The sequence below is a fragment of the Sphingomonas guangdongensis genome (genome assembly GCF_900199185.1).
Taxonomy (GTDB): Bacteria; Pseudomonadota; Alphaproteobacteria; order Sphingomonadales; family Sphingomonadaceae; genus Sphingomonas; species Sphingomonas guangdongensis.
In genome coordinates, this window is sequence record NZ_OBMI01000002.1 from 759,788 (window position 1) to 775,108 (window position 15,321).

At 64.9% G+C, this 15,321-nt stretch carries 18 protein-coding genes; 5 read left to right on the plus strand and 13 right to left on the minus strand.

The genetic code is table 11. The features are described from left to right. Positions 1–28: 28 nt before the first annotated feature. Genes argC through CRO12_RS10845 form a run of 3 tightly spaced genes read right to left on the minus strand, consistent with a single transcriptional unit; the run spans position 29 to position 2,041 of the window. On the minus strand, positions 29–958 hold the full coding sequence (gene argC / locus CRO12_RS10835) for an N-acetyl-gamma-glutamyl-phosphate reductase (RefSeq protein WP_097064025.1): 930 nt from the start codon (positions 956–958) through the stop codon (positions 29–31). Continuing rightward, on the minus strand, positions 955–1,662 hold the full coding sequence (locus tag CRO12_RS10840; protein ID WP_179640970.1) for an NlpC/P60 family protein: 708 nt from the start codon (positions 1,660–1,662) through the stop codon (positions 955–957). Before CRO12_RS10840 ends, argC begins: the two co-directional genes overlap by 4 nt. 43 nt (positions 1,663–1,705) lie before the next feature. Further along, positions 1,706–2,041 carry a MarR family transcriptional regulator gene (locus tag CRO12_RS10845; protein WP_097064307.1) on the minus strand — a complete coding sequence of 112 codons (336 nt, stop codon included), beginning with the start codon at positions 2,039–2,041 and terminating at the stop codon, positions 1,706–1,708. Positions 2,042–2,281: 240 nt separating this feature from the next. Between CRO12_RS10845 and secG the strand changes: the two genes are divergently transcribed. From secG to CRO12_RS10865, 4 genes are all read left to right on the plus strand, one after another. Further along, on the plus strand, positions 2,282–2,671 hold the full coding sequence (gene secG, locus CRO12_RS10850; protein WP_097064027.1) for a preprotein translocase subunit SecG: 390 nt from the start codon (positions 2,282–2,284) through the stop codon (positions 2,669–2,671). An 85-nt stretch (positions 2,672–2,756) separates the two neighbouring features. After that, complete coding sequence (locus CRO12_RS10855) at positions 2,757–4,391, plus strand: CTP synthase (RefSeq protein WP_097064028.1); 1,635 nt, start codon at positions 2,757–2,759, stop codon at positions 4,389–4,391. Between the two features lie 42 nt (positions 4,392–4,433). Then, complete coding sequence (guaA, locus tag CRO12_RS10860; protein ID WP_097064029.1) at positions 4,434–5,990, plus strand: glutamine-hydrolyzing GMP synthase; 1,557 nt, start codon at positions 4,434–4,436, stop codon at positions 5,988–5,990. A 258-nt stretch (positions 5,991–6,248) separates the two neighbouring features. Then, positions 6,249–7,538: a tyrosine-type recombinase/integrase gene (locus CRO12_RS10865; RefSeq protein WP_425443015.1), complete on the plus strand. Its 1,290-nt coding sequence runs from the start codon at positions 6,249–6,251 to the stop codon at positions 7,536–7,538. Here CRO12_RS10865 and CRO12_RS10870 read toward each other — a convergent pair. From CRO12_RS10870 to CRO12_RS10885, 4 genes are all read right to left on the minus strand, one after another. Continuing rightward, complete coding sequence (locus CRO12_RS10870) at positions 7,528–7,890, minus strand: helix-turn-helix transcriptional regulator (protein WP_425443021.1); 363 nt, start codon at positions 7,888–7,890, stop codon at positions 7,528–7,530. The genes CRO12_RS10865 and CRO12_RS10870 overlap by 11 nt on opposite strands. Positions 7,891–8,353: 463 nt before the next feature. Next, positions 8,354–8,932, minus strand: a complete 579-nt coding sequence (locus CRO12_RS10875; protein WP_097064030.1) for a hypothetical protein — start codon at positions 8,930–8,932, stop codon at positions 8,354–8,356. 316 nt (positions 8,933–9,248) lie between these two features. Continuing rightward, entirely contained in the window at positions 9,249–10,199 is a 951-nt protein-coding gene (locus CRO12_RS10880) for a GIY-YIG nuclease family protein (protein ID WP_245858398.1), read from the minus strand. Position 10,200: 1 nt separating this feature from the next. Then, on the minus strand, positions 10,201–10,542 hold the full coding sequence (locus CRO12_RS10885; RefSeq protein WP_342747224.1) for a winged helix-turn-helix transcriptional regulator: 342 nt from the start codon (positions 10,540–10,542) through the stop codon (positions 10,201–10,203). Positions 10,543–10,676: 134 nt separating this feature from the next. Here CRO12_RS10885 and CRO12_RS10890 point away from each other — a divergent pair, with 134 nt between their 5' ends. Further along, positions 10,677–11,267 (plus strand): FMN-dependent NADH-azoreductase, encoded by a 591-nt coding sequence (locus tag CRO12_RS10890; RefSeq protein WP_097064032.1) that lies wholly within the window; start codon positions 10,677–10,679, stop codon positions 11,265–11,267. Between the two features lie 81 nt (positions 11,268–11,348). Here the strand turns inward: CRO12_RS10890 and CRO12_RS10895 are convergent, their stop codons facing one another. The 6 genes from CRO12_RS10895 to CRO12_RS10920 form a co-directional block, all read right to left on the minus strand. Then, positions 11,349–12,215, minus strand: a complete 867-nt coding sequence (locus CRO12_RS10895; RefSeq protein ID WP_097064033.1) for a haloalkane dehalogenase — start codon at positions 12,213–12,215, stop codon at positions 11,349–11,351. Positions 12,216–12,285: 70 nt separating this feature from the next. Next, positions 12,286–12,696 carry a nuclear transport factor 2 family protein gene (locus CRO12_RS10900; RefSeq protein ID WP_097064034.1) on the minus strand — a complete coding sequence of 137 codons (411 nt, stop codon included), beginning with the start codon at positions 12,694–12,696 and terminating at the stop codon, positions 12,286–12,288. Positions 12,697–12,798: 102 nt separating this feature from the next. After that, positions 12,799–13,392 (minus strand): TetR/AcrR family transcriptional regulator, encoded by a 594-nt coding sequence (locus CRO12_RS10905; protein ID WP_097064035.1) that lies wholly within the window; start codon positions 13,390–13,392, stop codon positions 12,799–12,801. Positions 13,393–13,458: 66 nt separating this feature from the next. Beyond that, positions 13,459–14,436: an NADPH:quinone reductase gene (locus tag CRO12_RS10910; protein ID WP_097064036.1), complete on the minus strand. Its 978-nt coding sequence runs from the start codon at positions 14,434–14,436 to the stop codon at positions 13,459–13,461. 32 nt (positions 14,437–14,468) lie between these two features. Continuing rightward, a complete protein-coding gene (locus CRO12_RS10915) occupies positions 14,469–14,897 on the minus strand; it encodes a nuclear transport factor 2 family protein (RefSeq protein ID WP_097064037.1) in 429 nt (142 codons plus the stop codon). Positions 14,898–14,991: 94 nt separating this feature from the next. Next, a complete protein-coding gene (locus CRO12_RS10920; protein ID WP_179640971.1) occupies positions 14,992–15,294 on the minus strand; it encodes a DUF1330 domain-containing protein in 303 nt (100 codons plus the stop codon). Between the last annotated feature and the right edge of the window lie 27 nt (positions 15,295–15,321).

Consider the following 15,321-nt stretch of genomic DNA (forward strand, 5'->3'; position numbering starts at 1 on the left):
CGTTGCGGTGCCGTTATCGGCTGAACGGCTAGAGCACCAGCCCGGCCGTGGTCGCAAATCCCGCCATGACGTTCAGGTTCTGCACCGCGGCACCGGCTGCGCCCTTGCCGAGATTGTCGAGCGTCGCGATCAGCACGGCATGGCCACGCGCCGCGTTGCCGACGACGCGCAGCGTGACGCGGTCGGTGCCGGCATCCTCCTCGACCTCCACGGTCGCGCGATCGTCGGCGGCGACGCGGATGATCTCGCTGCCGTCATAGGCGGCGGCGAGCGCGTCGCGGCAGGTGTCGATCGACGGCCGGCGGGGCAGGGCGTGAAGCGGCAGCGGCACTTCCACCACCATCCCGCGATAGGTTCGCGCGACCGATGGAAGGAAGAGCGGCGGGTGCTCCAGCCGGGCGTGGCGCTGCATCTCGGCCACGTGCTTGTGCGCGAGCGCGAGCGCATAGCCGCGCCATGCGGTCGGGACGGTGTCGCCCTCGAACTCCTCGATCATCTGGCGTCCGCCGCCCGAGTAGCCGGAGACGGCATGGACGCTCAGCGCCCAGTCGGCGGGCACGATGCCGGCGCGGACAAGCGGGCGCACGAGCGCCAGAAAGCCGGTCGGATAGCATCCCGGATTGCTGACCCGCGCTGCCCCCTCGATCAGCGCGCCCTGGCTCGGCTCGAGCTCCGGGAAGCCGTAGCACCACCGCTCCGCCGTGCGGTGCGCGGTTGAGGCATCGATCACCCGGGTGCGCGGATTGTCGATCAGGGCCACGCTCTCCCGCGCGGCATCGTCCGGCAGGCACAGCACGACGAAGTCGGCGTCGTTCAGCGCGGCACGACGTGCGGCCGGATCCTTGCGGCGATCGTCGGGCAGCGTCACCAGCTCGATCTCCGCGCGGCCGGCCAGGCGCTCGCGAATCTCCAGCCCGGTGGTGCCCGCCGCACCGTCGATGAAGACGCTGCGCCTCACGGCAGCCGCCTGACGACGATCTGGTCTGGCGGGATGAACGAGCGTTCGATCGCGACCACTCCTTGCGCGCCAGCGTGGATCACGCGGGTGTCGTCGGCGGCCACCCCGGCCTGCTCGCCCCAGAACAACAGGTCGCCGCGCTGGACGTCCGTCGGATCGTCGACCCCGCTGCCGAGCGTTGGCGCCTGCAGGTCGGTGAAGCGCGGTGCTGCGATCCCGGCGAGCGCCAGCGCCAGCACGATCAGCCCGCCCGCATCGCAGCCGAGACCGGAGCGGCCGCCGGCCAGGAAGGGAACGCCGACCAGCGCCTCCGCCGCCTCGGCGACGGAGAGGTGCGGTCCGGCGAGTGGCCGTACCGCCGTCGCGTCGAACGTCGCCGCCGCGGCGGCACTCACCCGACTTCCGATCGGCAGCGGCGTTCCGGGTGCGACCACTAGGTGGCTGACGGTTGCCAGCGGCGACAGCGCCTCGATCGGGACGAACCCCACCGCGCCGTCGGCGGCGACGCCCCAGGCCGTCCCTTGCGACAACTCGAGCACGTCGAAGCGTTCGCCGACCAGCACCTCAGACACAGGCGTTCCGCCGATCTCGGCAAGGAGCGGCGCTTGGCCGGCGACCGTTCGTGCGACCGCGGCGGCATAGTGCGGCGCGAACACCCGATCCGCGAGGCGCAGGTCGGCCAGGTCACCGCGGGCGGCAATCACTCGGGCATCTACGGTCTGGCTTCGCCCGGTTAGCGCGAAGCGCTTACGCGTGGGCGAGCCGCGGTCCGGCGCCGGTGGCGACGGGTTCGCCGTCGGCGGAAAGGAACTGCCCGAACTCTGCAAGAAAATCTGCCCCCTTAGGCGTGCGCGCCACGAAGATGTTGCGCTTGTCGGCCTCGTCGCGCTGGCGGCGCAGATAGCCGAGCGCGCCCAACCTGTTCAAGGCGCGCGTCACCACGGGTTTGGAGACGTTGAGCGCGCGGGCGAGGCCGCGCACCGTGTGGGGGCCGGGATCGAGATAGACGAGCATCAGCAGCGCCATCTGACGATTGGTGAGGTCAGGCTCCCCCGAACGCACATAATCCACCAGGGTGTGCATCCACGAGAAGAGCGTCTTTTCCGGCATGGCGTTCACGGGCCAGATCACCTTGTTCGCGTTGCGATGCCGGTACGACCGGCCCGCTTGCAAGATTAACGCCCGCCTAAGCGGCTGGTTTCAGTGCGTTCGCGAAATGTTGCCGTGCGGTCCGCTGGCGTGCGTGCCGCCTTCCGGTTGATCGCACGGGTCCGCTCGCCTATGTGCCGCGGCGCGTCGTCATCACAGGTTGCTGCCCCCACCATGTTCACCTTTCTGCTCGTCCTCCAGGCCATCATCGCGGCACTCCTCGTCACGGTGATCCTGATGCAGCGGTCGGAAGGGGGCGGGCTGACCACGGGCGGCAGTCCGTCGGGCCTGATGTCGGCGCGCGGTGCCTCCGACTTCCTCACCAAGTCGACCGCGGTGCTGGCAACCGTGTTCATCGCCATGTCCATTGCGCTCGCCTTCATGGCGGCAACGCGGCAGTCGGCGACGATCGACACCAGCCTTGCCCGGCGCACGCCCGGCAACGCGGCGGCGAACAGCCAGCCGGGGGGCGAGGACGCGCTGAAGGCGGCGGCCGCGGCTGCGGCGGCGCAGGGCAACGCCGCGGTGCCCGCCAACACGAGCGACGTTCCGCTCCAGCAGTAAGCCGCCGTCCAGGGGCATCTCGTCGCGGGCGCGGACCCTTCCGCGCTTGCGGACCACGCACGTTCAAGGTTAGGCGCATCCTCCCATGGCGCGGTATATCTTCATCACCGGCGGCGTGGTCTCGTCGCTCGGTAAAGGCCTCATGGCGGCCTCCCTCGCAGCGCTTCTCCAGGCGCGCGGCTACCGGGTGCGGATCCGGAAGTTCGATCCCTATCTGAACGTCGATCCCGGCACGATGTCGCCGTACCAGCACGGTGAGGTCTACGTCACCGACGACGGCGCCGAGACCGACCTCGATCTCGGCCATTACGAGCGGTTCACCGGCGTTCCCGGGCGGCAGAGCGACAACGTCACCTCCGGCCGCATCTACCAGACAATCATCGCCAAGGAGCGGCGTGGCGACTATCTGGGAGCGACCGTGCAGGTCATCCCGCACGTCACCGACGCCATCAAGGAGTTCGCGCGCGCCGACACCGACGGGCTAGACTTCGTGCTGTGCGAGATCGGCGGCACGGTCGGCGACATCGAATCGCTTCCGTTCATGGAGGCGATCCGGCAGCTGCGGAACGACATCGGTCGCCAGAACAGCTGCTTCGTCCACCTGACGCTGGTCCCCTATATCGCCGCGGCAGGCGAGCTGAAGACGAAGCCGACCCAGCATAGCGTGCGCGACATGACCGCGCTCGGCATCCAGCCGGACGTGCTGGTCTGTCGCTGCGAGCGGCCGCTGCCGCCGGGCGAGCGCGCCAAGATCGCGCTGTTCTGCAACGTCGCGCCGGAGGCGGTGATCCCCGCGCTCGACGCCCGCAGCATCTACGGCGTCCCGCTCCAGTACCATGCCGAGGGCCTCGACACGGCGGTGCTCCGCTCCTTCGGACTGCCGGCGGAGCAGTCGCCCGACCTCCGGCGCTGGGACGACATCATCGACCGCCTCACCAACATCGAGGGTGAGGTGACGATCGGCGTCGTGGGCAAGTATGTGGGCCTGCAGGACGCGTACAAGTCGCTCCACGAGGCGCTGGTCCACGGCGGGCTCGCGAACCGGGTCAAGGTCAACATCCGCTGGCTCGACGCCGAGTTGTTCGAACAGGCGCCCGACGACGTCGCCGCGCAGCTCGAGCCGTGTCACGCGATCCTGGTGCCCGGCGGCTTCGGGGAGCGCGGATCGGAGGGCAAGATCGCCTCCGTCCGCTTCGCGCGCGAGCGAAAGGTGCCGTACTTCGGCATATGCCTCGGCATGCAGATGGCGTGCATTGAGGGCGCGCGGAACACCGCGGGCATCGCCGAAGCCTCCACCACCGAGTTCGGGCCGACGCCCGAACCCGTCGTGGGCCTGATCACCGAGTGGATGACGGCGGAAGGGCTGCAGAAGCGCGAGGCGGGCGGGGACCTTGGCGGCACGATGCGGCTCGGCGCCTATGACGCGACGCTCGCCGGCAACAGCCATGTCGCCAGCATCTACGGCGCGACCGCGATCAGCGAGCGCCACCGCCACCGCTACGAGGTGAACGTCCACTACAAGGACGTGCTGGAGGCGGGTGGCCTGCGTTTTTCCGGCATGTCGCCGGACGGGCAGCTGCCGGAGATCGTCGAGCGGCCCGACCATCCGTGGTTCGTCGGCGTCCAGTTTCACCCGGAGCTGAAGTCCAAGCCGTTCGAACCGCACCCGCTGTTCGCGAGCTTCATCGAGGCGGCGGTCAAGCAGAGTCGGTTGGTCTAGCCGACCTTTACACACCCGCCCCGCCTACCTAGTCCGCGCGCCATGAGTGAGCGCCCCGATTCCATCCTGATCGTCGATTTCGGAAGCCAGGTTACGCAGCTGATCGCGCGGCGAGTGCGCGAGGCGGGGGTGTACAGCGAGATCGCGCCGTTCACGACCGCGGACGAGGCTTTCGCGCGGTTGCAGCCGAAGGGCGTGATCTTGTCCGGCGGACCGGCATCGGTGCCGGAGGAGGGCAGCCCGCGGCTGTCGGACACGATCCTTCACGCCGGGCTGCCGATGCTCGGCATCTGCTACGGCCAGCAGGTGCTCAACCAGCAGCTCGGCGGCACGGTGGAGAAGGGGCAGAGCGGGGAGTTCGGGGAGGCGTACATCGCCGTGTCGGACGGCTGCGACCTGTTCGACGGGCTGTGGGCGGAGGGCGAGGCGCACCAGGTCTGGATGAGCCACGGCGACAAGGTGACCGAGCTCGCGCCCGGCTTTCGTCCCGTCGCCGCGAGCCCCGGCGCGCCGTTCGCGATCGTCGCCGATGATGTGCGTCGCGTCTACGGCATGCAGTTCCACCCGGAGGTGGTCCACACGCCCGACGGCGGCAAGCTGATCGCCAACTTCGCGCGCCACGTCTGCGGGCTGACCGGCGACTGGACGATGGCCGAGTTCCGGCAGGCCAAGATCGCCGAGATTCGCGCGCAGGTCGGCAGCGGCCGGGTGATCTGCGGCCTGTCCGGCGGCGTCGACTCCGCGGTCGCCGCGGTGCTGATCCACGAGGCGATCGGCGAGCAGCTGACCTGCGTGTTCGTCGACCACGGGCTGATGCGATCGGGCGAGGCCGAGCAGGTCGTCAGCCTGTTCCGCGGCCACTACAACATCCCGCTCGTCCACGTGGACGCATCCACGCTGTTCCTCTCCGGCCTCGCCGGCGTCACCGACCCGGAGGCCAAGCGCAAGTTCATCGGCAAGACCTTCATCGACGTGTTCGAGGAGGAAGCCCGCAAGATCGGCGGCGCGGGGTTCCTGGCGCAGGGCACGCTCTATCCCGACGTGATCGAGAGCGTGAGCTTCACCGGCGGGCCGTCGGTCACGATCAAGAGCCACCACAATGTCGGGGGCCTGCCTGAGCGCATGAACATGGCGCTGGTCGAGCCGCTGCGCGAGCTGTTCAAGGACGAGGTTCGCGCGCTCGGCCGCGAGCTCGGGCTGCCCGACGTGTTCGTCGGGCGTCACCCGTTTCCCGGCCCCGGCCTCGCCATCCGCATCCCCGGCGAGGTCACGCGCGAACGCTGCGACATCCTGCGCAAGGCGGACGCAATCTACCTCGACGAGATCCGCTCGGCCGGGCTCTACGACGCGATCTGGCAGGCATTCGCGGTGCTGCTCCCGGTCAAGACGGTCGGGGTGATGGGCGACGGACGTACGTACGATTCGGTGCTCGGCCTGCGCGCGGTCACGTCGACCGACGGCATGACCGCGGCCGCCTTCGAGTTCCCCGGCGGCTTCCTGCCGCGCGTCGCGACCCGCATCATCAACGAGGTGCGCGGCGTCAACCGCGTGGTCTACGACTACACCAGCAAACCCCCCGGCACGATCGAGTGGGAATAATTTCTTCGCCGCCGATCACCGCCAAAACTACGATATTCTGCGACGTAACTCTCTGAATATGAAGTAATTTCCTATCGTCATCTATCGCCGTCAATCACTGGGCAAGCGTCCCGGTTTGCGGGCTGGATGACGGTAGGTGGAAGTATTGCACAACGCGATTTCCGCGAATACCGTCACGGCAATTGAGGTCGTGACGGTATTTTTTTCGCCGTAAGCATCTGTAATGCTTTTGGAATATCCTCCTGCGACCTCTGAAATATGCCTGACGGTATTTTTTGCTCGGAGGCCATCGTGCTCACAGACACTGCTATTCGATCGCTGAAACCAAAAGAAAAGCCATACAAGGTGACAGACAGGGACGGAATGTACGTCCTGGTTACAGTGAAGGGTGGAATATCCTTCCGCCTGGACTACCGCCTGAACGGAAGGCGCGAAACTCTTACTCTCGGGAAGTATGGCCCAGACGGGCTTTCATTGGCGAGGGCGCGCGAGAAGTGCATTGATGCTCGACGTCTTGTCGCCGAGGGTCACTCCCCCGCAATCGAGAAGCAACGAGAGAAGCGGCGCATCAAAGAAGCGAAGAGCTTCGGCGAGTTTGGCGAAAAGTGGCTCACGGCGGCTCCTATGGCTGATAGCACCAGAGCCATGCGGCGTTCGATCTGGGAGCGGGAACTGCTTCCAGTGTGGCGCAACCGCCTGCTGACGGAGATCAGCCCGAACGACCTCCGCGCTCACTGCGCCAAGATCGTGGATCGAGGCGCCCCGGCTACGGCAATTCATGTCCGGGATATTTTGAAGCAGATTTATGGATTCGCGATCCTGCACGGCGAGAAGGTCGCGAATCCCGCCGACGAGGTCGGTCCAGCTTCGATCGCAACCTTCGTTCCGAAGGATCGCTCGCTGTCGCCTAGTGAGATCCGCGTCATGCTCAAGCAATTGGAGCACGTTCCGACGCTGCCGACGATCCGGCTAGGCATGCGGCTGTTCTTGATGACAATGGTCCGCAAGAGCGAGCTGCAGGATGCGGTCTGGGACGAGGTCGATTTCGAGAACGCCGTATGGACGATCCCGAAGGAACGCATGAAGCGGTCGAAGGCCCACAACGTCTATTTGTCGACTCAGGTACTCGACATCATGGTTGCTTTGAAAACTTGCGCCGGCAACTCAAAATACCTGCTGCCGTCGCGGTACGACGCCGACGCGCCGATGTCGCGTGCAACTTTCAACCGCGTCACGTACTCGGTTGTTGAGAGGGCGAATAGCGAGGGGCTTCCGCTAGAACCGTTCACCGTCCACGATTTAAGACGCACGGGGTCCACGCTCCTGAACGAGCTAGGCTTCAACCGCGACTGGATCGAGAAGTGCCTCGCGCACGAGGATGGGCGGTCATCTCGCGGCGTCTATAATAAGGCGGAGTATGAGCATCAGCGCCGCCACATGATGCAGGAATGGTCGAACCTCATCGAGGCGTGGATCGCGGGCCAGAAGTACACGCCAACGCTTATGCCCGCGGCCATGGGCATGCTCGAACTCGACCCTACTGTGTGACGGGGTTCGCGCGACGCAAGCGAACATCAGGTGTGGGCGCGAGTTTGACGGCCTTGGCGCGGGAAGCTGCGCGTCGTGCGTCAAGCCATTGCTCTACCTCGCTCTGATCCCAAACGACGCATCGCGAGGTCAGATAGAAGCGCTGAGGGAACTCACCGCGCTGCTCCATCTCGAAAATGGTGCTGTCGGCGAGGGGCACGATTTCGCGTAGCTGCTGTCGACGGATGGTCCGCCGTGATGCGGCTGAGATAGATTTCATGACCATGTAAACTTCTCCACGTCTTCCGAGGCGGTGATAGAAGGCGATAGATACGGGTGCAGGAAGCCCCCTTCTCCCGCGGTGCGGTTGCATCGCACGTTCGGCGGCGAATCGGCGGGTTTGAACAAGTTGAAACCCATGGACAGGGCTCGCAGGGCGAACCTCCCTGACTTCCTCTTCTACCAGCGCGGCTCCTCTGCATCCCAGGCGAGGCAGACCGACTCGCTCGACCAGGAGGTTGAGGCAGTTGATGCGATTGTCTTCGATGAGCACGGATGCGCATTAGTCCAATTCTCAAGCGCCTGAGGAAGATCCGATAACGATCAACCAAGATCGGTTAGGTCGTACTCAACCTGCGGTGGTACCGTCGGATACCGGGCTCCTCGATCGCGGCGGGTAGCGGCTGACCCCGCTCCGACCAGTCGTGGCCGTTGCGGGTGGAAGCGCGCCTGAGCCTGATCGACCGATCCGTGCGTTTCCGATCTGATTTCGTGGATCCAGCCGTCGCAAAAGGGCGGCAACGATCGCGAGAAGCTCGACGAGACGGCAGAGAAGATCACCGGCCGTCGCGATCAGGCCTGAGCTGCTCCGGAGTGCCGGTCTCCTCCTCGATCACGACCGGGGGCGCGCCGGACGGCAGGTTGCCGAAGAGCAGCTCCAGCACCTCGCTGATCGTCTCGACCCGCCGGAACTTGGATGCCGGCACCTTCGAGTGATTGACGCGAAGCGGGCGTTCTCCGGTTTCGCGTCGCCCGATGCGCTTAGGGCTGGCGAAGGACGATAGATCCGGAAGCGGCTCACCCGGCGCCGCTCCAAACCACCAGAACGGGCCAAGGTCGAGGCCGAGCGACACGGAGATCCAGATGACGCACCCCGAGGGCTTGTCGGCCAGCGCGCGGCCGACTGACACGGGTGCCGGCTTCTGGCGCACACCTGTCTTGAACTGGATATGTCGGACGATCTGCCCGCGAGCCATGACCAGATCGTATCCGTGCGCGTCGAACTCCGATCTGAGCACCTCCACGTCGGTCACACCACGCCTCCAGAGCGTGCGGAGCGCTTCCCCCACGAAGACGTGTTCCACGATGCGCTCGCGCAGGGTGGAGTGCAGGGAGTGCATCGACAGCTCGGACATGGGACCTCGTGACGGCGGGTTTCGCCACGTGCATAGCGGCGCTCGTGAGAGACGAACACTTCCGCCGCTTCCTCGAGACCTCCCACGTTGGCCCCAGCGGCCGTCCGCTGTCGAAGCGGGCAGCAGGAGACTACGTGTCTCGCTGCCGGCGAGTAGAATCCTTGCTAGGCTGCGATCTGGATCAGGTCGACGTACGCCCCGAGGATCTCGCCACTCGAATCGAAAGCAAGGCAGGCGACCTCGCTACATCGGGCGTCCGGAGCCTCCAAACAGCGGCCCGATCGTACATCGCGTTTCGCCAGGCGGTCGCCAGGAGCTAATTGCGGTTCAGTCCCATCTCGCGGCTCTGCAGCTTGTCCTTCCAACGGCTTTCGAGCGCTAGGAGTTCGTTGACCGTTGCGGCCGACCCAACCGTCTCGAGGATCGAGACGCGGTAGTCGCGGAGCTCGCGGCTTCGCAGCCCGACGTTGCCGCCGTGGCCGTTCGCAAAATACTCGCGCCACCGCCCGAGGAACCCGTCGCCACCCGAGGCCATCCCGACGTACTGCTCTCGTGTCTTGGGGCACGTAAGCAGATAAATGCCTTTGGTCGATCGCAGTGCGTCCGCCCAACCCGAGGGGATGGTCTCAATGTCCGACAGGTTTAGGATGAGCGCAGCAAAACCCGGGAAAGGATCTTCCCCGAACGTCCGCTTGAGTTCCAAAACCGGCTTTGGCACCCGGTCGCCGCGCTGGATCCACGCACGGTAGCCCTTCCCCCAGTCGATCCAGAGCCTCCCGGCGAACTCCGCCAGCTCCGGCCTGGCCGCAAGGCGGTAAAGGTGACAGCTACCAGCTTGCTCGGTTCCCCCGGTCACAGGGTGGGGGCGGTCCTCCGGCAGGAGGCCAACAAGCTCGACCGAGTAGAGCCCTACGAAAAGCGTCTCCTTGCCCGGTACGCCCACGAAGGATGCCCAATAAGGGGCGCGCAGGTCGGCGACGTCGCCGATCGCCTGCGTCTCCTGATAGGCCTCGAACCGATCGCGGTGGTCACGCCATAGGACATAGGGCGACTGAAAGCCCGTGTACCGATTGTCTTGGTGGCGAAGCAGGCGGACCTGTCGACGATCGATACCAGCTAGGTCGAGCAGCGCTCCAAACGTTAGCAGTCCCCCTGCGCCACTGACCTCTAACCGGGAGTGGCCTGTCGTAACTGACGACGCCGGATCAACCGGCGCGGGCGCACTAGGGTCCGTGCCATTCAATCCGCCCGGCTGCTGCAATGCCACTTCAGCCGGCCAGCTTCACGTCGGCGCGAGCATCGTACGCTCCGCGGTTCAGCTCTATCGCTTCCACATGGCTGTTTGCCCAAGCCCCTAAAGCTTGCAGCGGTTCAGCCAGGGATCGGCCAAGATCTGTGAGGGCGTACTCGACCTGCGGCGGTACCGTCGGGTGAACGGTACGGCTGACCATGCCGTCGCGTTCGAGAGCCTTCAAAGTACGAGTCAGCATCTGCTGCGATATACCGCCGATCAGACGCTTCAACTCGTTAAAGCGACGCCCCTGCCCAATCAGAACCATGACGATCATCACGGTCCACTTGTCTCCCACGATCGTCAGAACACCGCTCAATCGGCGACATTGGCTGCTGACCCCGTGCTCGGCAGGCATATGCATGTGACCTAGTCCTACAAATATGCGTTCTTGGCGAAACTCCATCAGTCCCATAGCTGGTCTAGGTCACAATTCCAGACCGGAGATCGACGATGAAGATCCTGCACCTTGATTCCAGCATTCTAGGCGAAGGCTCGGCCAGCCGAGCTATCTCGGCGGCCATCGTCGATCAGCTAACGCGCGACGAGTTGACTGCCGAGGTGACCTACCGCGATCTCGCTGCGGAGCCGCTGCCGCACTTGACGCTGGAGGCTTGGATGGCGCTGGACCAGGGACCCGATGTCGAGCAGTTTCTTGACGCTGACGTGGTCGTGATCGGTACAGGCTTGTACAACTTCACCGTTCCGACGCAGCTAAAGGCATGGGTTGACCGTATCGCGGTGAAGGGGAAAACCTTCAGCTATGACGAGAACGGCGTCACCGGTCTCGCGTCCGGCAAGCGCGTCATAATAGGTCTGGCGCGAGGCAACGTGTATGGCGAGGCCTCACCCTATCGGGCCTACGAGCACGCAGAAACCCTCCTGCGCTCGACCTTCGAGTTCGTTGGCGCCGACGTCGAGTTCATCATCGCGGAGGGCATCGGCTTTGGTGAAGACGCCCGCAAAGCAGCGCTGGACGGTGCGCTTGAGCAGGCAAGTAGGCTGACGCAGCGCGCTCCAGCGGAGTCGAGCATAGCCGCGTGAGCTCGTGCCGGCTCCTGACCTGACCTGATCGGATTAGGAGCCGGCGCGAAGAGGACTAGGCAGGCACTGCGGGCTCGCGCATTAGCGTTCGACCGGAAGCGAGCGAAGCCACGCCGCGATCTCGCGGCCGATCAGATCGGGGTGGTCCTCCTGGACGTAGTGCCGCGCCGCACCGAGTGGCACTGACTTGCAGGATTTAAGCTCGCGCGAGAGGAAGGCAGCACGCGCGGGAGAGATGATGGCACCTGGATCTGCCCAGAAGAACAGCTTCGGTAGATCTGTCTCGAAGAGCCAAGCCTGATAGGCCTGCGCCATTGCCCAGATGTCGATCGGCGCACCGGCGATCGGAAGGTCGTTGGGGAACCGATAGAGTGGCTCACGAAAGGCGGGCTCCAGGAACGGCGCCCGGTACGCGTCCATCTCCTCCTCGGTCAGCGCGCGGACGACGCCGGCCGGCAGAACCTGCTCGATGAAGAGGTTCTGGTCGATCAGCAGCTCGCGACCGCCGTCGGAGCGGAACGCCTTGAACGCGTCGCGACCCCGAGGATCCGCGTCGAGCCACGTTGGGATGGGCCAGATGAACTCCATGAGCACGATGCCCCGCACCCGATCGGCATGCCTGCGAGCCCAATCGAGCCCGAGCGCCGAGCCCCAGTCGTGCAGCACGAGAACCACGTCATCGAGCCCCAACTCCTCCATAAAGGCGTCGAAGTAGCGCGCCTGATCTTCAACCCGGTAGGGTATCTCGGGCTTATCGGAGGCACCCATGCCGATCAGATCGGGGGCAATGCAGCGCGCCTGGTTCGACACATGCGGGATGATGTTGCGCCAGAGATAGGATGACGTCGGATTTCCGTGCTGGAACAGGACCGCTGGCCCTGATCCTTCGTCACGGTAGGCCATTCGGGATCCAAGCACCTCGGCATACTTCATGTCGGTCACGGGCATGATCTGCTCCTCAGAAATGGGGGAAGGGGGGTCGGTGACATCGACGGCCACCAGCCATCGGCCATACCGATCAGTCTGTGAGTTGAAGGGCCACCGGATCGCGGCGCCGCCATGCGAGCTTCTGAGCTTCGACGTTACCGAACAGCAGGATCTCCGTGATCAGGCCATGGCTGTCGAAGGTGACGACATCATAGCCGCTGAAGCCCGGGCAGCCGGTCGCGTCGACAAGTTGCCACTCCGCCAGAGCGCAGTCGCCCCAGCCAACCATGTTGTTCATCCTGAAGCTGCCCCCGGGCATCCTGCGCTGGAAACCTTCGAGATGCTCGGCCACCGCGCGCTTGCCGCTACGGTTCTGCTGCGGATTGGCGAAAACGATCCGGTCTGAGAGGCTCTGGTTAAGCAACGACTCTCGTTCGACCGTGGAGACGTCCGACCAGGCGGCGAGGTATCGATCGTAGGTTTCGACAAAGGGGTGGTTCAAAGGTCATCTCCTGTCGCTTGCGCAGGCACACGTCCTCGTTCCGAGAATCATCAGTCTCGGGGGTGCTATATGTGGCCGCTCGCTTGGAGTGGCTGGATGCCGCTAGGCTGGCGCGGGTCCGACAATCGCTGGAAGGATGATGTGCCTGAAGCGGCGAAGTGGCGCGGCGCTTCGGTCCACCTTCATCCGAAGCATCGCACCATGCCATGCCTCCAGCAGGGCGGCACCGGCCTCATCGGGATCCGCATCCGGGCTTGATGCGCCAGCCGCCTGGGTTTCACGGACAGCGTCGGCAAACGGCTGGGTCCACTCGGCGAATATCTCGACCAGTCGCTCACGTAGGCGCTCACTGGTCTCGCTTGCCTCCAGGCTCATGTTGCCGGCAAGACAACCGAACCGCCAGCCGGACTGCTCGAGCAGGTCGGTGATAGCGTCGAAGTAGGCGTACAGCCTAGCGGCCGGCGTCCTGCTTTGATCCTGCAGGGTCGCCGCGATCACCTCGCGAAGGCGATCGAAATAGTGGTCGAGGATCGCCACGCCGAACTCCTCTTTGGAGGAGAAGTGATTGGTGAAAGAGCCCTGCGCAACGCCGGCAGCTGCGGTGATCTCTCGTAATCCGGTGCCTGCAAACCCGCGCTCATGCACGGTCTGCATGCCCGACTCGATGATCTTATAACGGAAAGAAGGTCTACCCATGCAGCGTTAATACGGTCGCCCGTATTCTACGTCAAGACGCGAAGTACCCGCTCGGGATGTGGTCTCTTAGTCGATCAGCACGACCGCGTTTCCGAGAAGCCGTCCATGCTCCACGGCCTGGTGAGCAGCGGCGATCTGATCGAGCGAAAAGGTCCTCGCGATCAGGTGGCGGAAGCTGGGATCATCGAGGATGGCGGCGCTCTGCGCGACGGCGACACGCCTGACTTCGTCAGGCAGCTCGTACACGATGAAGATGGCGAGCTCGATGCCGTGAAGCAGCCATTCGGAGAGGGGGAGGGCCGCGGACCAGCTTCTTGATCCGTAGGCGACTACCAGGCCGCCTTTGCGAAGGATGAAGCGATAGCGTGGAGCGTTGCCGACCAAGTCGACCTCTACGATCCTGTCCGCGCCCTTCCAACCGGTAAACCGCTTTAGAGCTGCTTCGAAGGCTGGATCGTTGTAATCGAGGACCAGATCCGCACCCGCAGCGCTGGCGATCGACGCCTTCTCCGCAGAGCTTACCGTCGCGATCACCCGTGCGCCTGCTCGCTTTGCAAGCTGTATGGCGTAGTAGCCGACCGCCCCCGCGCCGCCCGCGACAAGCACGACCTCGCCCGGTTCGATCGGTTGGTAGTGAACCGCGCGCCATGCGGTGAGGAAGGGTACGCCAAGGCAGGCTCCCGCCTCGAATGACACCGTCCCCGGCAGTGGCACGGCTTGCGCCTCCGGAACGGCCACGAGCTCAGCGGCTGTTCCCCATGGCCGCTGCCACTGAGCGTTCCAAAGCCACACCCGCTGGCCTATCCTGTTTGCGTGGACGCCCTCTCCTACGGCCGAGATGACGCCTGCACCGTCGCTGTGCGGGACCACGCGGGGGAAGGGGTGAACGGCTCCGCCAGCCCGGCTCTTCACATCAGAGGGATTGATCCCTGAGGCCGCGACCTTGACGAGAACCTCGCCGGGCTGGGGTAGCGGGTCGGGCAAGTCGCCGACCTGAAGCACGTCCTCTGCCTGTCCCAGGCGGTCGTAGAAGGCAGCACGCATATACGTCTCCGCAGCGTTGGCGCGCAGGCGCTCTAAGCCGCCTGGCGACCGTTCGTCGTCAGCGGAACCAGCTGCAGGGCGGCGCCGCCCAGCTTGGGCGCGAGCTTCTGCTGTACCGCTACGATCGCCGGCAGGGGGCGCCATGCGACGGTCATACTGTCCACCAGGCCCTCCTCGTTCAGGTGCATGTGGTCCATGCCGTCGATGACGTGGTCGCCGAGCCGGACCGTGAAGACAGCGACGAAGTCGGCGCCGTCACGCAGCAGGCGCTTGGGTTCGAACGCATCGATCGTGCCGAGCAGAGCTTCAAGCACCGAGGCGACAGCGTCTCGGCCGCGGAAGGGCGCGGGAATGATCGGGCTGTGGATCACGACATCCTCCGCCATGTGGGGCTTGGTCGCCGCTACGTCGCGACGGCCCATGGCTGCCAGATAAGCATCCAGATGGTCGGTGCTGATCATGTCTAAGGTCCTTTTCAAAAGGGTCTGCATCGGAGACCGTTCGATAGTTCAGGAAAGGTGCAACGGAGTGCTGGCCGACGTGCGAACACCAGGCTCACGCGGCGACGGAGATGCCGCCAGCTGAAACGATGGCGTTCCAGTTGGTCGTGCTCATCAAGCGGAGCTCCTTGACTGGCTGATACTCTGGGCTGTCATAGAACCCCATCGCAGCCTCCTCGGAGGGGAAGGCGATGACGACGCTCATGCCAGGCTCCGGGCCTTCCAGACCTTTGGGAGCGTCATTCGCGAACAGGATCTCGCCGCCATGGTCCGCGATAATCGGCGTAACCGCGAGGGTGTATCGGATGAACTGTTCCCGGTCGGTAATGTCGAACCTGTTCACGAGGTAGCCCGCCATGACTGTTCCTTTCGGTGAGTGGCAGGC